Genomic DNA, 21,069 nt, shown 5'->3' on the forward strand with positions numbered 1-21,069 from the left:
TTTGCGGATTTTTCAATAGGTTTGGAAGAAGTGCTTCATACCCGGGGCTGGGGACACCCCGGACTCCCACGTCGGATGCCGCGCGGCCTACCCGTAGGTGTCCCGCGGGCCGCGGCCGTTGACCGTCCGCGCCCCCTTGCGCCAGCTGGGCGCCGCCGGACCGAGCACCTGGATGCTCGTCACAACGCCTTCGCCTAGCTCGACGCGGAATTTCTCCAGCAGGCTGAGGCTGAGCAGGCGCAGCTGGGTGGCCCAGGCCGTCGAATCGCAGCGGACATGGAGGGTGGTGTCGGTGAAGCTCTCGGGGGTGCAGTGCGCGGAAATTTCCGGACCCACGAGTGCGGGCCATTGCGCCATGACGGAACCCACCGCCACCGGCGAGCTCCAGCCGCGTTCCGCGACGAGCCGCCCCACCACTTTGCCGAGCCCCAGCGGGTCCCGTCCGGTGCCGTGGAACTGGCTGAAGCCCCGGGTTCCGGAACTGCGGTTCGGTTTTTGGGCGGTGCCCGGCCGTGGGGGCGCTTTGCGGCGGATCTCGCCGCGGGCTGCGGCGGCATCGCGCATCCGGTTCAGGGCCGCCTGGGCCGCGTCGATGTCATCGGGGTCGCGGCCGGGCTGCAGGCCGCCGTCGGTATCCTTATTCATCGTTGGTCCGGCTCATCGATTCCTCCCGGAATGACCTTCACCCGCCGTCCGGCCAGCTCTGCCGGGATGTCATCCTCGACAGCGGCGGTCACCAGCACTTGTTCCGCGCCGGAGACTATAGCCGCCAGTTTACGCCGCCGCTGGACGTCCAGCTCGGCAAAAACGTCGTCCAGGATCAGGATCGGGGCGGAGCCGCCGGTGCGCGCATCGTCCAGCATCACGTAGTACGAGGCCAGCCGCAGCGACAGGCACATGGACCAGGTTTCCCCGTGCGAGGCGTAGCCCTTGGCCGGCGCCTGGCCCAAAACCAGTTCCAGTTCGTCACGGTGCGGGCCTACCAGCGAGATGCCGCGTTCCAGTTCCTTGCGGCGCGACGACGCAAAGGCGTAAACATAGCGTTCGGTGAGTTCCTCGACGCTCAGCTGCCGGAGATCCTCAGCTCCGGCCGGGCTGCCGGATCCGCCCGCGGACGCCTCACCGTCGTCGTCGAGCACTCCCTGCAGGGTGGACCGGTAGACCGCTCCTGCCTCCTTGGACCCGTCGGTGAGCTGGGCGTAGGCATTCCTGAGATGGGGTTGCAGTAGTTCCACCAGTTCAAGCCGGGCGTGCAGCAACTCTGCCCCGGCCCGGGCCATGTGCTGGTCCCAGACATCCAGGGTTGCCTCGTGGCCTGCGGTGAATTTGCCGGCGCGGCCGGACTTGAGCAGCGCATTGCGTTGTTTCAGGACCCGTTCGTAGTCGCTGCGCGTGGCCGCGTGCCGGGGAGCAAGGCTGACCAGCAGCTCATCGAGGAAACGGCGCCGGTTGGAAGGATCTCCCTTGACCAGGGCGAGGTCTTCGGGGGCAAAGAGGACCGTCTGGCAGATCCCCAGGATGTCCCGCGCCCGCACCGGATTGCTCCGATTGATGCGCGCCCGGTTGGCGCGGCCGCCGTTGATTTCCAGTTCCAACACCGTGGACTGTTCACCGCGGACCAGTTTGGCCCGGATCATCGCCCGCTCGGTACCAAACCGAAGCAGTGGCGCATCGTTACTGACCCGGTGGGAACTCAGGGTGGCCAGGTAGCCAATGGCTTCCATCAGGTTGGTCTTGCCGATGCCGTTGGAACCCACCAACACCGTGACACCGGGTTCCAGGCTGAGGTCCACCTGGGCGTAACTGCGGAAATCGGTCAGCGAAAGTTGTTCTAGGTACACGCCGCTTCAGGATTTCAGGTGTTACTTGGCCGGCCGGGTGGCGTGTCCGCCGAACTGGTGGCGCAGGGCGGACACCATCTTCATGGCAGGAGAGCTGTCTTCGCGGGAGGAGAAGCGGGCGAACAGCGCTGCGGTGATGGCCGGGGCCGGCACCGCGTTGGCAATCGCTTCCTCAACGGTCCAGCGTCCCTCGCCCGAGTCCTCGACGTAGTCGTCGATGGACTCCAGCCCGGGATCCTCGTCCAGGGCCTTGACCATCAGGTCCAGCAGCCAGGACCGGACAACGGTGCCCTTCTGCCAGGCACGGAAGGTGCCGGGCAGATCGGTGACAATGTCCTTTGCCGCGAGGAGCTCGTACCCTTCGGCATAGGCCTGCATCAGGCCGTACTCGATGCCGTTGTGCACCATCTTGGCGTAGTGTCCGGCGCCCACGCCGCCCACATGCACGAAGCTGTCCGCGCGGTCGCCTTCCGGCCGGAGGGCGTCAAAAACCGGCAGCGCCCGTTCGATGTCAGCTGCGTCGCCGCCGGCCATCAGTCCGTAGCCGTTCTGGAGTCCCCAGACCCCGCCGGACACCCCGCAGTCGGCGAAGCGCACGCCCTTTTCGGCCAGGGCGGCAGCGTGCTTCTGGTCTTCGGTGAAGCGGGAGTTGCCGCCGTCGATCACCAGGTCGCCTGCGTCGAGCTTGTTGCCGAGTTCGGTGATGACGGCATCGGTGATGTCTCCGGACGGAACCATTACCCAGATCAGGCGCGGGGCCGGCAGCGCAGCGATCAGTTCGTCAACGGTGGGCACGTCGGTGATGTCCGGATTGCGGTCGAAACCGGTCACCTGGATTCCGCCGTTGCGCAGACGTTCGCGCATGTTGAAACCCATTTTTCCAAGGCCGATTAGTCCGATGTGCACGGGAAGATCTCTTTTCTGCGCTGGTGGTTCGGTGGGCGGCGGCCCAACTGCGTGGGCCCACGCCGCCAGGGTTCCCTGGCCGTGGAGCCCCATCGGCGAGGGGCCCTGCCTGAGCTTGCGAAGGCTGGGAGCCGATGGGGACTTGCGAGGCAAGGGTGGCGGTGGGGACTAGTTCGGCAGGCGAACCGGCATGACCAGGTAACGGTAGTCGTCCTGGTCCTCACCGTCGGCGTCCTGCTGCGCGGTGATCATTGCTGGCTTCGGTGCCGTGGTGAAAGAGAACCGGACGAACTTCGTCTCGATCACGCTCAGGCCCTCGATGAGGTAGTGCGGGTTGAAGGCCACGGTGATGTCTTCACCGGTCAGCTGGGCTTCAAGTTCTTCGGATGCCTGGGCGTCCTCGCCGGTTCCGGCGTCGAGGTGCAGCTGCCCCTGGGTGAACGCGAGCCGCACCGGGGTGTTGCGTTCGGCCACGAGGGACACGCGGCGGACCGCTTCGACCAGTTCCTGGGTCTGCACGGTGGCGTGGATGGGGGTGGAATCCGGGAACAGCGAACGGATTTTCGGGTAGTCACCATCCACCAGGAGCGAGGTAGTGGTGCGGCCGCCGCTTTCGAAACCGATCAGCCGGCTGTCATCGTCGGCGAGGGCGAGGTTGATGTCGCCACTGCCGCCAAGCGTCTTGGCAACTTCGTTGAGGGTCTTGGCCTTCACCAGGGCACTGGTGGAGATGCCGGGAGTTGCCGGCTTCCACGGAACTTCGCGCATGGCGAGGCGGTAGCGGTCGGTGGCGAGCAGCGTGATGAGGTCATCCTCGATCTCCATCCGGACGCCGGTGAGGATCGGCAAGGTGTCATCCTTGCTGGCCGCGATGATCACCTGGGACACGGCCTGCGCGAACGAATCGCCCGGCACGGTGCCGCTGATCGGGGGCAGCGCGGGCAGTGGCGGGTATTCGGCTTCCGGCATCGTGGCCAGGTGGAAGCTGCTTCGGCGGCAGCTCAGGGTGACCTTGTTGCCGTCAGTTTCGATTTCAACCGGGGCCGAGGGCAGGCTGCGGCAAATGTCGGCGAGCAGGCGGCCCGAAACCAGGATCGTGCCCTCGGTGGTGATGTCCGCCGGGATCTCCAGGCGAGCCGAAGTCTCGTAGTCAAAGCTCGAGAGGCTGACAGTGCCGGCTTCGGCCTTGAGGAGCAGCCCGGAAAGCACGGGAACAGGCGGCCGCGGAGACAACGACCGGGCGGTCCAGGTCACGGCTTCGGCCAGGACGTCCCGTTCGACTCTGAACTTCACGGAAGGGTGCCGCCTTTCATTGCTGCTGATATCGCTAAAACTCACAGGGCCATGGTGGTGCCGGACGCTTCGCCGGAGCCGCCAAAAAGTTGGGTGCCGTAAACCCGGGCCTTTCGGCGCTCGCTCTTCGTTTCCGGGTTGCGAATGACAAGAGGGTGTCCGGGACGGACGCACTGCAGACAGCTTAGCCCCAAGATCCGACTTCTCCCATCCCCGGGGTTACACCCGTGTGGTTCCGAACCGCGTTCAGGAGTTTGGCTTCTGAGCGCCGGGGCCGGTGGTGGAGGGTCGGATCGAAACTGTTGTTTGAGGGAATTTCATTTTCTTGGGATTAGTAGTGTTAATAACTGCTGTGGAAACTGTGGATAACTCGGTCTGGCCGTGCAGTTCCGGGGTTAAGCCCTGTTCATGGACTGTGGGTGGAGCAGGTTTTAAACAGGGTGTGGATGGGGACAACATTTTTGGCCGATTTGCCGATCCACAGGCGCCTTAAGGGTTTTAAGCCCATTAACCGCGGTTGTCCCCATAACTATCCACAGGCTTGTCCACAGGCACCTGTTAATAAGGTAAGAGTGCGCGTCTGCTCAGGGCAGGAACCAGCTCAGGAATTGCGCTGCTGCTGCTTGATCCGGTTGGTCAGCTCGGTCACCTGGTTGTAGATCACACGGCGCTCCGCCATCAGTTCGCGAATCTTGCGGTCGGCGTGGATCACAGTGGTGTGATCGCGTCCGCCGAGCTCCTGCCCAATCTTGGGCAGTGACATGTCCGTGAGCTCCCGGCACAGGTACATCGCGATCTGCCGGGCCGTGACCAGGGTCCGCGTGCGGGACTTGCTGCAGAGCTCTTCCATGCTGAGCTTGAAGTAGTCAGCCGTCTGGGTGAGGATCTGGGCCGAAGTGATCTCCTGGGCGCCGTCGTCAGTGATCAGGTCCTTGAGCACCATCTCCGCGAGGGCCACATCGACCGGCTGCCGGTTCAGGCTCGCAAACGCCGTGACACGGATCAGCGCACCTTCCAGCTCGCGGATGTTGCTGGAAATCTTTGAAGCGATGTATTCCAGGGCGTCGTCCGGGGCGGAGAGGCCTTCGCTGAGGGCCTTCTTGCGGAGGATCGCGATGCGGGTTTCCAGTTCCGGCGGCTGGATGTCCGTCAGCAGGCCCCATTCGAAGCGGGACTTCATGCGGTCTTCGAAGCCGGCCAGCAGCTTGGGCGGCTGGTCGGAGGTGATGACCACCTGCTTGTTGTTGTTGTGCAGGGCGTTGAAGGTGTGGAAGAACTCCTCCAGCGTGCGGTCCTTGCCGGCGAGGAACTGGATGTCGTCGATGAGAAGGACATCCACGTTGCGGTAGGTGGTTTTGAAGCTGGTGCCTTCATCGTCGCGGATCGAGTTGATGAAGTCGTTGGTGAATTCCTCGGAGTTCACGTAGCGGACGCGGATCCCGCTGTAGAGCCGGCGGGCGTAGTGGCCGATCGCGTGCAGCAGGTGGGTCTTGCCCAGCCCGGAGTCGCCGTAGATGAAGAGCGGGTTGTATGCCTTGGCCGGCGCTTCGGCAACGGCGACGGCGGCCGCGTGGGCAAAGCGGTTGGAGGAACCGATCACGAAGGTGTCGAAGACGTACTTCGGATTGAGACGGCCGAATTCGTGGGAAGTGCTCGGCAGCATCGGCTGCGGCTTGAGTTCCACCATGGGGTCGGCGGCCAGGGAGAGTTCAGCTGCGGGCTCCGGCTCGACATGGAGCGGCACCAGGTCGGTGTCGACGTCGATTGCACAGCGGATCTCGTCGGAGAAGACGTCCCGCAGGGCGTCGTCGAGGGCTTCCTTGACCTGGGTCTGGAGAACCTCGCGGGTGAGTTCGTTGGGCACGGCCACCAGCAAAGTGGAACCGATCAGCCCCTGCGCCTGGGCGAGAATTACGAAGCCACGCTGCCGGGGGGTCACCCGGTGGTCGTTCTCAAGAAGGCTGACAACCCGCCGCCAGGAACTTCCGACGGTGTTCGCGTGGTTGGCTTCGTCTACCGTCATCAATCAGTTCCTCAAACCTTGCTTGCCTGCGTTACCTGCAGCCGTGGGCCCGGACCAGGCTGCTGGCCCCGGCTTAATCCACAGGGTTGTGCACAGTCCGTGGATAATCGGCTACTGGGACACTCTAGGGGATGGAAAGACTAGAAGATAGCTGGGATCAGCCCTGTGGATAATTACACCGGTGTGGTTCCAAAACCGGGGGCGTGACCCACTTCATCCACAGGCTGGCAGACCGGTTAACCACAGCTGGGGACAGGGGCCGGGGCAGCCGCCGGTTTGACTCTGGAGGCGTTTTTCCCCTAACGTTGTGAAGTCCTTTGTGTCCGCTTTTCGCCTCATTGAATCTCTCCCCGACGCCTGCGTCTTGCGAGTCGAGGGTAGCGGCACATACAAAACTTAGCGTCGGCCAGTTCTTCCCCTTTTTTTGATCGGGTGGGCGCACCTTTGATCCACTGGAGTAACTAACGTGAGCAAGCGGACTTTTCAGCCGAATAACCGCCGTCGAGCCAAGAAGCACGGCTTCCGCCTTCGTATGCGTACCCGTGCCGGCCGTGCCATCCTGGCAGCCCGTCGTGGCAAGGGCCGCACCGAGCTGTCGGCCTAAATAACTGACTCATCGGTCACCATCCCTATGCGAGTTGAACGGTGCTAGCCACCCGGAACCGTCTGAGGACCCCTACCGATTTTTCAACAACTGTACGTTCCGGCGTCCGCAATGGACGCCGGAACTTAGTGTTATATACGGCAGCTCTCGCTGCCGATGAACCAAGCCGGATCGGTTTCATCGTTTCCAAGAGTGTTGGGAACGCTGTTGTCAGGAACCTCGTTAAGAGGAGACTAAGAGAAGCCGGCGCCTTGTCGCTGCAGCAATACCCCAGCGGATTCGCTATCGTGGTCCGGGCACTCCCCGCCTCGGCGGGCGCCGGCTGGGACGATCTGCGCAGTGACTATGACGCCGCCTTGGAGACAACCATGAAACGGTTGGGCAGCCGCCTCCCACAGGCCGCTTCTACAGTTTCTTATGAGACGACACAGGAAGGGACCCCGCGTGCGTAACTCTACCGACGCCGTCGTCCCTCTTTCCGACTCCCGCTTCCGAGCGGGCGCAGCGTGGCTTGGCCTCGCGATCTGGAACCTGCCGCGCAACGTCCTGATCCTGTTGCTGATGGCGTACCGCAAAGTGGTCTCGCCGTTGTACGGGCAGGTTTGCCGTTTCTTTCCCAGCTGCTCGGCGTACGCGCTGGAGGCAATTACGGTGCACGGCGCCGTCAAGGGTAGCTGGCTGGCGGTGCGGCGCCTCCTGCGCTGCCACCCTTGGAATTCCGGCGGAGTGGACCATGTCCCCGCCGGCCACCGGGAGTGGCCCGAAGGCCACACCCCCAGGATTGTTGTACTGAACAACCCGGATAAGTACCTGGCTGCTCAGTCTGATGGAGAAGGCCGCTCGGCGGCCTGACGAATAGGGATAACGTATGGACATCTTTGGAGCAATTCTGGCCCCGTTCAAGTGGCTTGTTTCAGCCATCATGATCGGCTTCCATGACGGACTGAGCGCCATCGGGCTGCCAGCCGCCAACGGCTGGACCTGGACGCTGTCCATCATCGGGCTGGTGCTGGTTATCCGCGCCGCCCTGATTCCCGTCTTCGTCAAGCAGATCAAAGCCCAGCGCGGCATGCAGCTGTTGCAGCCGGACCTGAAGAAGATGCAGGACAAGTACAAGGGCAAGACCGATCAGCTTTCCCGCCAGGCCATGGCGCAGGAACAGATGGCCCTGTACAAGAAGCACGGAACCAATCCCTTCTCCGCGTGCCTGCCGATGCTGATCCAGATGCCGTTCTTCTTCGCCCTGTTCCAGGTGCTGTCCGGCATCAGCTCGGCCAAGGCCGGCGGCACTGGCATCGGTGCGATGAACATCGATCAGGTCAGGCAGTTCGATGAGTCGAGCATCTTCGGTGCCCCGCTCTCCGCGGCGCTGCTGCATGGCGGCGCCGGCAACGTCGCGGTCGTGGTGCTATCGATCCTCATGATTCTCGCGATGACCGCCTCGCAGTTCATCACCCAGAAACAGATCATGGCGAAGAACATGTCCGAAGAGGCCATGGCCAGCCCGTTCATGAAGCAGCAGAAGATGATGCTCTACATCCTGCCGCTCGTCTTCGGCGTCGGCGGCATCAACTTCCCCATCGGCGTCCTGATCTACTGGACCACCACTAACCTGTGGACCATGGGCCAGCAGTTCTTTGTGATCCGCCGCATGCCGACTCCGGGCTCGCCCGCCGCCAAGGCCCTCGCCGAGCGCCGCGCCGCCAAGGGTCTCCCGGCATTGCCCCTGATGGGAGCCAAGAAGGCCGACGCCGAGGCTGAAGCGGCTGCCGCTGCTGCCGCCGTCGCCGCCAAGAGCCAGCGCGTCCAGCCCCAGCGCAAGAACAGGAAGAGGAAGTAATGTCCGCCGAGAGCACCGAACACGCTATTTCCGCCGAAACCCCCGATCAGGAAACCCTTCAGGAAGACGTCCAGGACGTCGTCCGGGAAAACGGCTCTGAAGAGGCCGGGACCGATTCCAAGGAGGCCGCTGCCGGTTCGGGCAAAGCTAGCTCGGCAAGCCGCCTGGAGGAGGAGGGCGACGTCGCCGCGGACTACCTCGAGGAACTCCTGGACATCGCCGACATCGACGGCGACATAGACATTGAGGTCCGAAACGGACGCACTTACATCTCGATCGTCGCCGAGGAGGACTCCTCCGGCCTGGAAAGCCTCGTGGGCCGCGACGGCGAGGTGCTCGAAGCCCTCCAGGAACTCACCCGCCTTGCCGTGCTCTCCGCGACCGAGAACCGTTCCCGCCTCGTGCTGGACATCAACGGTTACCGTGCCGATCGGGCCGGCGATCTGCAGCAGATTGCCGAAGATGCCATCGCCTCGGTCAAGGAAACAGGCAAGTCCGTCGCACTGGCACCGATGAGCGCCTACGAGCGCAAGATCGTGCACGACGCCGTCGCTGACCTTGGGTTCGTCAGTGAATCCGAAGGCGAAGGCGCTGAGCGGCACATCGTTGTTTCCGCAGACTGACGCCCCGGGTAGCTTGATGGTGGAAATTACCGCGGCCGAATTGAAGGCCGCAGAGTCTATTTTTGGTGACCGGCTGGAACTGGCGAAGCGCTACGTTGAGCACTTGGCCACGTCAGGTACCGAACGCGGCCTGATTGGACCCCGCGAAGTCCCCAGGCTGTGGAGCCGGCATGTCCTCAACTGCGCCGTTATTGAGCGCAAAATCGCCCAGGGAAGCCACGTTGCTGACGTCGGCAGCGGGGCTGGGCTGCCAGGTCTTTGCCTGGCCATCGCCCGGCCGGACCTAGAGCTGACGCTGATCGAGCCACTGGAGCGCCGGGTCATCTGGCTGCAGGAGGTGGTTGACGACCTCGGCCTGGAGAACGTCACGGTGATGCGGACCCGTGCGGAACTGGCCGTTGGCCAGGTGACGGCCGATGTGGTTACGGCGCGGGCAGTTTCTGCGCTCTCCAACCTTGCCGGGCTCACCATTCCGCTACTCGGTGGCAAGGGCGAGGTCGTTGCTATCAAGGGTCGGAGCGCCGGCGAGGAGATCGAGAAGGCCGCCAAGGTCATCCGGAAGCTCGGAGGGGTGGAGACCTCCGTGGTGGTCGTGGGTGAAGACATCCTCGAGGAACCCACCACAGTAGTCCGAATCGTTGTGAACAAGCCCCGAAAGATTGCGTAGCACCAGCCCGGTGCCCTCGGCCTTGTTAGGGAAGAGGTTAGGCTAGTAACCGGCAGCAAAAGCCGAATGAGAGTGAGAGTGTCAAGTGAGCAGTAGCGAAGCCTCCACACAACGTATTCCCCCGTTTGTGTCCCTGGGGTCAGCACGGGCCTTTTCCGCGCCCGCGGTCGCTCACAATATCTCCTCCAAACAAACTGCATCGGTTGCAGACGTTGCTGTTGCAGCGAGCGTTTCACGTGAAACTTCGGTGGCCTCCGTCGGCAACGTCCTGGACTCGATCGACGATTCCAGTCCGATTGCCCGCGAACTTGCACACGAGAACAAGCGCCGGGAACGGCTGCTGGGACGTGAACTGCCCAAGCCAGAAAAGACCCGCATCTTCACCGTTTCCAACCAGAAGGGCGGGGTGGGGAAGACAACCACCACCGTCAACATCGCCGCTGCCCTCGCCGCAGCAGGCCTGAATGTGCTGGTCATCGATATCGACCCGCAGGGCAACGCCTCTACAGCGTTGGGTATCGAACACCACGCCGACGTCGACAGCATCTATGACGTCCTCATCAACGATGTGCCCCTGCAGGACGTCGTGGCGCCTTGCCCGGACATCGACAAACTGATCTGTGCCCCGGCCACGATTCACCTGGCCGGCGCCGAGATTGAACTGGTCAGCCTGGTAGCCCGCGAACAGCGGCTGCGCCGGGCCATCGACGTCTACGCCAAGGAACGCGCCAAGAACGGCGAGGAACGGCTCGACTACATCTTCATCGACTGCCCGCCGAGCCTGGGGCTTCTGACGGTCAACGCGTTCTGCGCCGCAGGTGAGGTCCTGATCCCGATCCAGTGCGAGTACTACGCGCTCGAGGGCCTGAGCCAGCTGCTCAAGAACATTGAGATGATCCAGAAGCACCTGAATGCTGACCTCGTGGTATCCACCATCCTGCTGACGATGTACGACGGACGTACCAACCTCGCAGCGCAGGTGGCCGCCGAAGTCCGTGAGCACTTCCCGGAACAGGTTCTGGGGGCTGTGGTACCGCGATCGGTAAGGATTTCCGAGGCCCCGAGCTACCAGCAGACCGTGATGACTTACGATCCTTCCTCCAGCGGCGCGCTGTCCTATCTGGAAGCCGCAGCGGAAATTGCTGAACGTTAGAATCTTCTCAACATTGCACTAGCCAGAGCCTGGTCATGCCGGGCTCATCCACTGGAGGGATTTATCCATGAGCGATAAGCGACGCGGCCTTGGCCGTGGACTTGGCGCACTGATTCCAAGTTCCGCCTCGGCAAACGCCTCCGGGAGCGGCGCTGCTCCGTCCCGGCCGGTGGATCTGTTTTTTCCTGAGGCCAGGAAGCGGGCTCCCGAGGCGGCGCTGACGGAAGAGACCACGGAAACGAAGGCAACTCCTGCGGCCGAGACGACGACGTCTTCCCCCGCGACCGCTGCCTCGGATGCTCCCGCTCAGGAAAAGACCGAACCCGCCAGCGCGCCTGCTAAGTCGGCTCCGAAAGCCGCCAGCAAGAGCACACCGCCGAAGTCTCCCGGGAAGAAGGAAGCTGCACCGGCTGACACCAGCGGTGCGCCGGCGCGCCGGGCGACGTCGCCCAAGGCGTCGGCAGTTGCTGAAGACTCCGTGAGCGCGGATAAAGCCGACGCCAAGTCCGATTCATCCGCGGAGGCTTCTGCCGTCGACAACCGGGTGGATCTGGTCGAGGTACCGGGCGTCCGCTTCGCGGAAATCCCGGTCACCGATATCCACCCCAACCGCAAACAGCCGCGCTCCGTCTTCGATGAGGACGACATGGCGGAGCTTGTTCACTCCGTTCGTGAAATCGGCGTCCTCCAGCCAATTGTGGTCCGTACTTCAACTGAAGGCGGTAGCGAACCCTATGAGCTCGTCATGGGTGAGCGTCGGTGGCGTGCCGTACAGGCCGCGGGACTGGACACGATTCCGGCAATCGTCCGCGATACGACCGATGATGACCTGCTTCGCGATGCCCTGCTCGAAAACCTTCACCGCAGCCAGCTGAATCCGCTCGAAGAGGCAGCTGCGTACCAGCAGTTGCTCGAGGACTTCGGGACGACCCATGAGCAGCTCGCTGACCGGATCGGCCGGTCCCGTCCCCAGGTGTCGAACACTCTTCGTCTGCTCAAGCTTCCGCCGCTCGTTCAGCGTCGCGTGGGGGCAGGGGTCATCTCGGCAGGCCACGCTCGTGCACTGCTCGCTCTACCGGACGCGGCTGCCATGGAGCGGCTCGCCCAGAAGATCGTGGCCGAGGGCATGTCGGTCCGCGCCACGGAGGAAGCCGTGACGCTGTACCAGAGCCCGGCGGCGCCGACGAAGAACAACATCCCCCGCCCGGGTGCACGCCACGAGCGACTCGATTACTTGGCCTCCTCGCTCTCAGATCGCTTGGATACGAACGTCAAGATCTCGCTGGGTGCCCGCAAGGGCCGGGTCAGCATCGAATTCGCTAGCGTCGAGGATTTGAACCGCATCATGGATGTGCTGACGCCTGGAGCGCCTAGCTGATTCCGCCGGCATTGCTCCAAAACAGGGTCTGTTTCACGTGAAACAGGCCCTGTTTTTTGTTTCGGGACAGGTGACCGGTCTTCGGCGTGTTTCGAGGCTGCTTTGGGCATTGTTGCCTGGCGGGTTTCGACATTTTCAGTTCCTTGATCGCAATTGCAGCAGCATGGACGGGGCATTCGCATGGCTATTAGGCGGTGTAGAGCGTGCCAGGGACGCTCTGCGGGCGTTCCAGCGGGCTTCACGGGCCTTGAGTCCGCCCGCGGCCTCTTAGGCCCATTCAGCGCCATAGAGGCCCCGGGAAGACTGAAATTACGGCCGTCACGGCCTATTGCGCTGTCGATCTAGGGATTTGGAGCACTTGGGGGCGCTGTTGGAACCCATGTATGCCGTGAGGGTTCCGCTGGGGCTTCATCCGTCTGACTTGCCAGGTCCACGGTCACTTGAGTGCGGGAACGACGCCTAACCGCACGCATGGTTCCAGGGTAAGGCCTTGGCACTTACGGCCAATATCGGCTGGCGCGATGTACGGGTTCCTCGCGGTCTGGGCGGGGTTTTTGGGGGCCACCCCACTGCGAGGTGCCGGCGTTTGAATGCGGACATCATCTACATAGTTGTAGTGCTTCGGGTCTATGTTTCACGTGAAACCTGATCCCGTGTGGTTAGGGATGGTCGCAGTCGATACGTTCAACGACCCGGAATTGATGAGTTGGGGCATAGCGTCCCGTTGTGCGGGTCGTTTCGCGCCTCGCCTGCATCCAGCCGCTGCAGTCTCTGGCCTTGACGTAGGGCCGAAGACCTAGAACGCCGCAGTTTCTCCGAGTCTGCCGAACAGAAGTTGCGCTGGGCTAGGGTATTAGCGAACCGACTCGCTGGACCAACTTGTCTTGGTCTGGCTGTGGTTCCTGGTTAGTGGCCCGCGAAATGAAGCCCGCGGACCGATCCAGCCTCTTCAGGCGCTATATCGAGGCGCCCTATCGGACTGACTGCAGGTCGATTTCTTCGAGCAGGCGCCGGATGCGGCCGGGTTTTGTGCAGCTTCTTTCCGTGGAATGGATCGAAATAGCGTTCTCGGACCCACACGTTCGTCGAAGGAGGGATTCATGCTCCGGACTGTTCGGGAATGGGCGCGCCGTTTCGCTGCGTGTTTCACGTGAAACAACTACGGCCAGTACAGGCCTCGAGCACTATTCGTCTCACACCCTCGGGGAACGCTATTTGTCCGCGCTCATGACTGTCAGGGCAGCGGCTAGACGATTCAGCGCCTGCTCCTAACCCGAGCGAGCAATGGTAGGACCGCCGCGCACCTTGTTCAGTCCCTCGGGGGAACCATGACGAATGGGTGTCCCACGAACTCCGTAGCAGCTACTCGAAGTCCGCGTGCCTTTGCGCAGATCCTGCGAGCACTTGCGGAATGTTCATGTGCGATCGGAGGGGCTCAGCTCGCTCCCCCCGTGCGTGATCTCAGTTCGCAGATTGCTGGCGGGTCGGCAGCGTTTCCCTTTGCCATCCAAGCGTAGATGTTTTGCGAGTGCCCCAACTGGCTCGAGTACCCAGCGACCTCTGGGCGGCTGAGGCGCATCTAAGACTGAGAGCAAGGAGGTGGAGGAGATCTGCGACCCGATTGCCGACTAGGGCGAACGGGCCGATACTTCGCGAGTTCCCCACAGATGGCAGACCTATCCACTCAGGCCAGGCTCCGGGTAATCCCTAAGGCGGGACCAGGGCTCGCGGCTTCCGGATGATGGTCCTGCCTTTTCGGTCTCTGAGGAGGGACCGGCAAGGCGCTCGGCTCATAGTCGTCCGTGCCCATATGGAACGAGAGACCGGAGCGTCTATCGGGCTAGCCTCCCCCGAACTCGCGAGTGCATTCTTGTGGCCAAGCTTCCCGAGGTCACGACCAGACCCAGTCTGAGCTTCCCGATTGGCAGGATCCTGACACTGAGTCCCGGCACCCATAACTATGCACTCGAAGCTGCGGCCGGCGGGACACTAGCGCCTCTGGCTGGGGTTATCGGTGAGTGGGGTGGTGTGTCAGGTCGGTGCACTGCTGACTCTGGGACCTACGCCCGACGGTCGGCTTCTAAGTTGGAGCGACGCCGATTGAAGCATTAACGGCAGGCCCACAGCAAGACGCACATCGTATTGACGGGCGGTGGATATCGCTGTGGATAACTTTGTGGATTACTCCACCGCTCCGGTGGATAGCCAGCGGCCTGGGGAGGTGGACCCAGGCGAGAACCATAGTGCCTCCCCCGGAGGTTCATCGGTCCGCTGCGATGTTTCACGTGAAACCGAGTTCGCGGATTGGAGTCTACGCCGTGAGAGCGGTGTAGCGCCGTCAAAATCCACACGCACTGGTTAATTTCTAGGCTGATTCATGGCTTTGGAGACGGATGACAAGGAGGGCGTGGAGGCAGCGGGTGGACTTAGTCGGAGCCCCGCTGCGGCACTCGGAGTGGCGGGTCACCGAGATACGCGAACCGTGGGAAATCTCACCTGTGGATACTCCTGTGTGTAATGTCTCAGGTGCCTGTGGATAAGTTTGTGCATAACTTCTGTGTAGAACTTGGATAGAGCAGTGACTTGTCCCGAGAACGGACTCTCGGTGATCGCAGATCACCACGCCACCAAGTTCAAAACCGACGACGAAATGTTCCCCCAGGTGATACCTAACGCCAGCGCATGGAGTCAAAGATGCTTGTCCGCGAGTCACTGCATTCGCCGGCGGCCGGCTGAAACCGTGAGCTAAATGCGCGGCCACGGACGTCACTGAGGAGGGCCGAGGCTATAGCCCAGCGCCGGCCACCGTGGCCTACTCCGCTAGTGGAGATCCGTGCCCCGCCCCGCGCTTCAGGATGAGGGCCCATCGGACGCAGCTTGGGAGATGCAGTGGCGCGCAGCTGTCACCTACTCCCCGCCGATGGAAACCTGGTGTCGGCGGGGCCTAGCCCTTCACTAGCTGCAGTATCAGTCGGAGCGATGGAATGTGCCCGCCCTCGCTTCGACAGCCGCGGCCTCTGTCTCTGCGCATGTGGGGTGTAGGCGGAGCACCACATCACTGCATCCTAGCCACCGTGGTCCATTCCCACATTACCCAGCGTCTGCGTTGGCCGAGCACTTCAATACATTGCACCGAGTAGAGGGGATGTCGTCGGGTCAAGCGCCTGCTCCGATGTCATCAGGTAGGGACCTCCGGCTCTTGATCTCGCTGCATTTTCGGAGCGGGACGAGGAGCTGCCTTGGCGTGCCCGTGCGGCTGCAATTCGACTATGGGCAAGTCGCCAAGTGCTATGGGCAGCCCGGTCTGCCTGGACGCGTAGGCCGTGAGTCGGTCACTCGTGTGTGGACAACTACGGATGCCGAACGGGCGGGGCCATATCGGGCCAGCCCAGGGACCCAGTTTCTGTGGAGAATTGGTGCACTGTCCTGCGAGGAGATGAACATGCAGAACCTTTTTGGATGAACGTTCTCGACGACCCCCTGCGCGCATCAACGGGCACAGCGGGCTGAAGGCTTCACGCCGATGCGTCATTGGGAACTAATGCGCCAGCTGGGAGATGCGTCTTGTCGCCGGCCGTCCTATGGAGATCGTCGGCAGTCGATCGAGCTTCGGTCCTACAGACGCTGGGCGCGATGGCTTGGTGCGGCGGTGCAGTGAAGTCGGGCTTATGGCTAGGCGGCAGGCCGGGGATGCTTGTGCGGTCCCGCTCCCCCCTAGAGCTGGAGCAGACAATGCCAGACTGGTTTGCACCCTGGGCCTCGGTATTTCGCATATCGGCGCGGAGCGGGTGTATTTGTCGCTGGTTGAGGGCTTGAATCCTGACTCTATATGGGATTGAGGTGGTGTCCTGGACCGTCCCCATCCTTTGGCATCGACGGAGAGTCTGCACTGCTAGACGGAGCGCCGGCGTTTCACGTGAAACATTGGCAGGTTTGGGTCGTTGCCGGAGGTCTCGTTCAATCTCGCTGATACGCATCCGCTCCATCGCAGCCGGCGGTAGCGGATCGGGGAGAATTTGCCGGGAGGGCCTCGTGGTCGACAGATGAGCCTTTAGCGCCCTCAACTGCCGTCTAGAAGGGCTGCAAGGGGGGTTGTCGACCGGTGAGAACAGCAAATTGCTCCAAACCGAGGGCACCGATCGGAATATTGACGTCTCGCAGAGGAAAAGTGCGCCTTTGAGAACCAATACAAACTGACCCGAAACAGTACAGCCGTCCGTTCCGATAGTGGACTACCGATTGGGTCGATCAGCTGGTGGAGTGTTCGTGGTCCGCCAAGGACTGGCAGCAGCTGGTGGAGTGTTCGTGGTCCGCCAAGGGCTGCCAGGAACCGGGCCGGCTCCCGTAAGGCGCTGGCAGCCATGCATGTTTCACGTGAAACGTGGACTCAGGCGGCGCCGGAATAGCGGTGATCTACCCGGGCGCCTGAGTCCTTACAGGCGTCCCCCGCTGCTAGCGGCGCTGTCCAAGCTGCACGTACGCACGCACATACGCCGGAACGAACCTTGGGGTGCAGCAGGCGGCCAGCCAGGCACTCACGCACACGCACACGACATCGGGTGACACGCAACCAGTCCTAGGCCGCTCTACGGAGCCATGGCTGGGTTTTGCGGGTGAGGTTCGACCAGGCCCGGGACTGAATTTTCTCGTACGAAATCTGGGTAGCATCGAGAGTAAGTAATGTCGAGATTCGGGTTGGCAGACAGTATTTGTCCAGAAGACCCGTCGTTTCACGTGAAACATCCCCCACGTCATCGCTTGGTTGCGCGACAGAAGATCAATCCAAAGGCAGTTGCCGCTTTCGACCCTTGGGAAGTCCGGCTCGTCGAGTGGCTCTCGGCAGGTGTCGTTTCAGCGCCGCGTGGTGCATCGATGGACATCCGTGCACCTAGCGGAGCGATGGCTTGGAAGCGCCGTCGAAATACTGGTCTTTGGAAAGGGATCGAGATTTGATGTTTCACGTGAAACATCGCGGAGAGCGGGCCCTAGTGGTTTCCCGACCTGACTGACACGGATAACAGAGGGCATGGAACTCGAACCAGGATCGCTGCGGGCCAACCTAGGGAGGTCTCCGGTACTCCCCACCCGCCGCAGCGAAAAGCAATACTAGGGGGCGGTGAAAATCCAGCGTCTGGGCAGCTCGAGCAGCGCGCAATATGCCAACAGGCGTGAATTCATGCCTACCCCAGGTCAGGCTGAATCGCCCACTGCCGTTGGCGCTAGGCTGACGAAAAACTAGCAGACAATCAACTGCTTGGTGGTGTATTTACGCCACGGCGATCGGGCCGTTCAGGATTGATGCACCATTGGGGCAGGCTGATGTGAGCGCCCAGTGGGTCGGGCCCCTGCAGACTCCCCGGGGCCCGCCCCCGAACCAAAAAGACGTCCCCCGCTCGACCAAACCCCGGAATCGCACGCACCTCCCCCGAGGACACCCAACCGGTCAGGCCAGGCCAATCCGGGCAGACCTAGTCCCCCGAACCCAATAAGCCCCTGAACCAAAAAGACGGCCCCCACTCGTTCAGTGGGGGCCGTCTTGCCGGCGGCCAGAATCGCGCCGCCGGGGAATCCGCTAGAGGCTAGGACAGGACGTCCGCGAATTCTTTCTCAAAGAACTGCTTGGGCCGCGCGCCGATGACAGTGCCCTTCACTTCCCCGCCCTGGAAAAGGTAGACAGCGGGGATGGAGGTGATGCCGTATTCGGCTGCGATGGCCGGATTGTCGTCAACGTTAACCTTGACGACGTTTACCTTTTCGCTGTACTCGACGGAGATCTCATCCAGAATGGGACCGAGCTTGCGGCAGGGTCCGCACCATTCGGCCCAGAAATCCACGATGACCGGCTTGTCGGCTCCCAGCACGTCGGTGCTGAAGCTAGCGTCAGTTACATCTTTAGCGTTGCTCATAACCTGTCTCTCTCTTGGGTTGCTTGCCGCGCGCTGATTAGGCGTGGAGGTCTGCGAGGTAGTGCTCGACGTCGAGGGCGGCGACACAGCCCGAACCAGAAGCCGTGATGGCCTGGCGGTAGGTCGGGTCGATGACGTCTCCGGCGGCGAAAACGCCCTTGACGCTCGTCTTGGAGGTACGGCCCTGGACGGCAATGGTGCCTTCCGGCGACAGGTCCAGCTTGCCCTTGACGAGGTCGGTGCGCGGATCATTGCCGATAGCCACGAAGACACCCGTCACGGCTAGCTCAGTTTCGGTGCCGTCGACGAGGTTCTTCAACCGCAGACCGGTGACCTTGTCCCCGCCGAGGACGTCCTCTACACCGGTGTTCCAGACGAAGTTGATCTTCTCGTGGGCAAGGGCGCGGTCGGCCATGATCTTTGAAGCGCGCAGGGTGTCGCGTCGGTGCACGACAGTGACGGACTTTGCGAACTTGGTCAGGAAGAGTGCCTCTTCCATTGCCGAGTCACCGCCGCCGATGACGGCAATGTCCTGATCCTTGAAAAAGAAACCGTCGCAGGTTGCACACCAGCTGACGCCGTGGCCCGAGAGCCGCTTTTCGTTGGGCAGGCCCAGCTCGCGGTAGGCGGAGCCGGTCGACAGAATGATGGAGCGGGCCTGGAAGGTCTCCCCCGTCCCGATGGTCACCGTCTTGATGTCGCCGTCGAGGTCCAGTTCGGTGACGTCCTCAAACTGGATTTCAGTGCCGAAACGCTCGGCCTGCTTCTCGAAGTTTTCCATGAGGTCCGGACCCATGATGCCGTCCGGGAAACCCGGGTAGTTCTCGACGTCGGTGGTGTTCATCAACTCGCCGCCGGCGGTAACGGAACCCGCCAGGAGCAGCGGTTTCAGATTGGCGCGAGCCGTGTAGACCGCGGCGGTGTAGCCAGCAGGCCCGGAGCCGACGATGATGACATCACGTACTTCGGACGCGGTGTTTTCTGCGTTGCTCACTGAACGGTGAACCTCTTCCTTTGTCGATGCGCCCGCCTGCGTGGCCGGCCACATGGCACAACTAATGCGGGCAGTCGAATATTCCGCCCGGGCTGGGCACAGCGCAGCCGTACCCATCTCTCAGGGTACCGGTAATGACTTGAATGGACCGTCTTGTTGGCCCGGCCGTTACGCCGGGCCGGGAGCTACTGGATCTTGATTTCGGCGAGCCTAATGCCGTAGCCGTAGCGCGTCTTCGGCGCGGCGAGCTTGGGCAGGCTCTTGATGGAAACGATCACGTACTGTGCCTTGGCCGGTTCCTGCAGCGGCATGGTCAGGTCCGAGGAGGTGAAGCTGTTGCTGCCCACCTGCTTGGCGCCGTCGAGCGTCGGCCGGTCGTTGGTGAAGATGCTGATGTTGCCGCCCGATGCGCCGAGCTGGCTCAAGGTGACCGAGGAAATCTGGGCCGGGGCCTTGAGCTTTACTACCAGCGGCACACCGTCGGGGGCGAAGCCTCCCCATCCGTCGGTGGCAAATTCCATGTCGGACCAGTAGCTGGCGGCGTTGCCGTCGTAGGTCTTGACCAGGTCGCCGTCATAGGTGGCGGCGAAGTCGAAATTGCCCTGCCGGGTGACTGACTCGATGGCAGGCGGGACCGCGGCGGGAGGCGCGCTCTGGGTTGCGGAGGGCGACCCGGATTTCCCGGAAGTACTGGCCGGCGTGGAGGCCGTGGTCTTGGCGGCCTGGGGCGTGCCGCCCTTGAAAAGGCCACCAAGGTTCGTGACGGCGAAAATCAGGCCAATCACCAGCACGGCGGCCAGCAGGGCGCCGACCAGCCAGCGCAGGGACCGCGGCTCGCGCCGGGGTGCGTCGTCATCGTCGTCGTCGTCATAGCCGTCGTAGCGGTCCTCGGACGCGTTGTTCTTCGCAAAGGCCGGGAAGCTGCCCGCTGCTCGGCCCTCTCCGGCGCCCTTAGCGGCTGCCGCCTGCATCGCCATGGTCCGCTGGTCGGGCTGGGCGTCGTCGTAGTCGTCGTCCTCCCACCGGGAGACCTTCGGCGTCTCGGGGGCCGCCTTTTCGGGGGCCGGCTGGACTGGCTGGGCGGCAGTCGGCTGCGCTGCCGCCTGCTGGGGAGCAGTCTTCGGGGACTTCGAAGCTTTGGCCGCGGCAGCTCCTGCGGCTACGCCCGCAGCTCCGGCGGCTGCGGCACCGGCACCACGGGAACCGGCAGCCGGAGAAGCCGCCGGCGGTGCGGGAACGCGTTGGGCGGGAGTCGACGACGTCGGGGGCATATCCCCGGCCTGGCGCTGCTGGTCCCCATAGTTGATGTACCCGGCGTCAACGTCCTCGTCGTCGTACAGGCCGTCGTAAGTCTCAGGCTCCTTGGAGCGCGGCTGGCCGAAGATCTCGCTGCCCAGCGTGTCCGTGAAGAAGGGTTCGACGTAGGGCGGGTTGGAACTCACCACGAGGTCCAGCAGGTCCGCAGCCGAGGTGTGGTTGGTGATCAGGTAGGTGGCAGCGTCGCTGACCCCGAGGTCAAGGATCTGGACGTGGCCGGGCCGTTCGCCGGTGGCGACCTCGCGGGCGCTCTGGGCGACCTGGTCGGCGTTGCCCGGGCCGGCGACGAGGATGCTCACCGGCCGGTTCAGAACCTGGTCCACTCCGTCCAGCACCAGATCCTGGTCATGCGAGGTCAGTACCGTGGCAGTGACCTTGTAGCGGCCGCCAAGTACTGATCCGACATCGATCGGGTGGGACACGGGTTCCTCCTAGACTGTCCGGGAACTGCCGGCCTCGGCGACTTCGTCGGTCACCTAAGGCCCCCGGTAAAGCCGGTTGACCCTTGGTCTGCAACTCCCCTT

Annotated in this window: 16 protein-coding genes; 8 read left to right on the forward strand and 8 right to left on the reverse strand. The window is 62.8% G+C overall.

Annotated features, from left to right (window positions below; translation table 11 throughout):
* Positions 1 to 87: 87 nt before the first annotated feature.
* From AC1DNC_RS04850 to dnaA, 5 genes are all read right to left on the reverse strand, one after another.
* Entirely contained in the window at positions 88 to 645 is a 558-nt protein-coding gene (locus AC1DNC_RS04850; RefSeq protein WP_476861414.1) for a DciA family protein, read from the reverse strand.
* Positions 642 to 1,841 carry a DNA replication/repair protein RecF gene (recF, locus tag AC1DNC_RS04855; RefSeq protein WP_476861415.1) on the reverse strand — a complete coding sequence of 400 codons (1,200 nt, stop codon included), beginning with the start codon at positions 1,839 to 1,841 and terminating at the stop codon, positions 642 to 644. Before recF ends, AC1DNC_RS04850 begins: the two co-directional genes overlap by 4 nt.
* A 21-nt stretch (positions 1,842 to 1,862) precedes the next feature.
* On the reverse strand, positions 1,863 to 2,747 hold the full coding sequence (gene gnd / locus AC1DNC_RS04860) for a phosphogluconate dehydrogenase (NAD(+)-dependent, decarboxylating) (protein ID WP_476861416.1): 885 nt from the start codon (positions 2,745 to 2,747) through the stop codon (positions 1,863 to 1,865).
* Between the two features lie 168 nt (positions 2,748 to 2,915).
* Positions 2,916 to 4,040 carry a DNA polymerase III subunit beta gene (gene dnaN / locus AC1DNC_RS04865; RefSeq protein WP_476861417.1) on the reverse strand — a complete coding sequence of 375 codons (1,125 nt, stop codon included), beginning with the start codon at positions 4,038 to 4,040 and terminating at the stop codon, positions 2,916 to 2,918.
* A 601-nt stretch (positions 4,041 to 4,641) separates the two neighbouring features.
* Positions 4,642 to 6,063, reverse strand: coding sequence for a chromosomal replication initiator protein DnaA (dnaA, locus tag AC1DNC_RS04870; protein ID WP_476861418.1), 1,422 nt, complete (start codon positions 6,061 to 6,063; stop codon positions 4,642 to 4,644).
* 466 nt (positions 6,064 to 6,529) lie between these two features.
* Between dnaA and rpmH the strand changes: the two genes are divergently transcribed.
* From rpmH to AC1DNC_RS04910, 8 genes are all read left to right on the forward strand, one after another.
* Positions 6,530 to 6,667, forward strand: a complete 138-nt coding sequence (rpmH, locus tag AC1DNC_RS04875; protein ID WP_003800212.1) for a 50S ribosomal protein L34 — start codon at positions 6,530 to 6,532, stop codon at positions 6,665 to 6,667.
* A 41-nt stretch (positions 6,668 to 6,708) separates the two neighbouring features.
* Positions 6,709 to 7,119, forward strand: a complete 411-nt coding sequence (rnpA, locus tag AC1DNC_RS04880; protein WP_476861419.1) for a ribonuclease P protein component — start codon at positions 6,709 to 6,711, stop codon at positions 7,117 to 7,119.
* Positions 7,112 to 7,519: a membrane protein insertion efficiency factor YidD gene (yidD, locus tag AC1DNC_RS04885; protein ID WP_476861420.1), complete on the forward strand. Its 408-nt coding sequence runs from the start codon at positions 7,112 to 7,114 to the stop codon at positions 7,517 to 7,519. Before rnpA ends, yidD begins: the two co-directional genes overlap by 8 nt.
* Positions 7,520 to 7,535: 16 nt before the next feature.
* On the forward strand, positions 7,536 to 8,507 hold the full coding sequence (yidC, locus tag AC1DNC_RS04890) for a membrane protein insertase YidC (protein WP_476861421.1): 972 nt from the start codon (positions 7,536 to 7,538) through the stop codon (positions 8,505 to 8,507).
* Positions 8,507 to 9,130 carry a Jag family protein gene (locus AC1DNC_RS04895; protein WP_476861422.1) on the forward strand — a complete coding sequence of 208 codons (624 nt, stop codon included), beginning with the start codon at positions 8,507 to 8,509 and terminating at the stop codon, positions 9,128 to 9,130. Before yidC ends, AC1DNC_RS04895 begins: the two co-directional genes overlap by 1 nt.
* Positions 9,131 to 9,146: 16 nt before the next feature.
* A complete protein-coding gene (gene rsmG, locus AC1DNC_RS04900; protein WP_476861423.1) occupies positions 9,147 to 9,797 on the forward strand; it encodes a 16S rRNA (guanine(527)-N(7))-methyltransferase RsmG in 651 nt (216 codons plus the stop codon).
* Positions 9,798 to 9,882: 85 nt separating this feature from the next.
* On the forward strand, positions 9,883 to 10,950 hold the full coding sequence (locus AC1DNC_RS04905) for a ParA family protein (RefSeq protein WP_476861424.1): 1,068 nt from the start codon (positions 9,883 to 9,885) through the stop codon (positions 10,948 to 10,950).
* Positions 10,951 to 11,017: 67 nt separating this feature from the next.
* The gene (locus tag AC1DNC_RS04910) at positions 11,018 to 12,328 is read left to right on the forward strand and encodes a ParB/RepB/Spo0J family partition protein (RefSeq protein WP_476861425.1); all 1,311 of its coding nucleotides are present in this window, start codon (positions 11,018 to 11,020) and stop codon (positions 12,326 to 12,328) included.
* A gap of 5,579 nt (positions 12,329 to 17,907) precedes the next feature.
* On the opposite strand, the gene trxA is transcribed toward AC1DNC_RS04910, so the two are convergent.
* The 3 genes from trxA to AC1DNC_RS04925 all read right to left on the reverse strand — a co-directional run bounded on the left by trxA (position 17,908) and on the right by AC1DNC_RS04925 (position 20,967).
* The gene (gene trxA / locus AC1DNC_RS04915; RefSeq protein WP_476861426.1) at positions 17,908 to 18,234 is read right to left on the reverse strand and encodes a thioredoxin; all 327 of its coding nucleotides are present in this window, start codon (positions 18,232 to 18,234) and stop codon (positions 17,908 to 17,910) included.
* 37 nt (positions 18,235 to 18,271) lie between these two features.
* A complete protein-coding gene (gene trxB / locus AC1DNC_RS04920; protein WP_476861427.1) occupies positions 18,272 to 19,228 on the reverse strand; it encodes a thioredoxin-disulfide reductase in 957 nt (318 codons plus the stop codon).
* Between the two features lie 185 nt (positions 19,229 to 19,413).
* Positions 19,414 to 20,967 carry an ABC transporter substrate-binding protein gene (locus tag AC1DNC_RS04925; RefSeq protein WP_476861428.1) on the reverse strand — a complete coding sequence of 518 codons (1,554 nt, stop codon included), beginning with the start codon at positions 20,965 to 20,967 and terminating at the stop codon, positions 19,414 to 19,416.
* Positions 20,968 to 21,069: the final 102 nt, after the last annotated feature.

This window comes from Arthrobacter sp. 01N442, assembly GCF_056399345.1.

What these genes read in the sequence shown, in the direction of transcription:
- AC1DNC_RS04850 (WP_476861414.1), bottom strand. Translation starts at nt 645, where the DNA reads ATGAATAAGGATACCGACGGCGGCCTGCAGCCCGGCCGCGACCCCGAT.
- dnaA (WP_476861418.1), bottom strand. Translation starts at nt 6,063, where the DNA reads ATGACGGTAGACGAAGCCAACCACGCGAACACCGTCGGAAGTTCCTGG.
- yidC (WP_476861421.1), top strand. Translation starts at nt 7,536, where the DNA reads ATGGACATCTTTGGAGCAATTCTGGCCCCGTTCAAGTGGCTTGTTTCA.
- AC1DNC_RS04895 (WP_476861422.1), top strand. Translation starts at nt 8,507, where the DNA reads ATGTCCGCCGAGAGCACCGAACACGCTATTTCCGCCGAAACCCCCGAT.
- rsmG (WP_476861423.1), top strand. Translation starts at nt 9,147, where the DNA reads ATGGTGGAAATTACCGCGGCCGAATTGAAGGCCGCAGAGTCTATTTTT.
- AC1DNC_RS04910 (WP_476861425.1), top strand. Translation starts at nt 11,018, where the DNA reads ATGAGCGATAAGCGACGCGGCCTTGGCCGTGGACTTGGCGCACTGATT.
- trxA (WP_476861426.1), bottom strand. Translation starts at nt 18,234, where the DNA reads ATGAGCAACGCTAAAGATGTAACTGACGCTAGCTTCAGCACCGACGTG.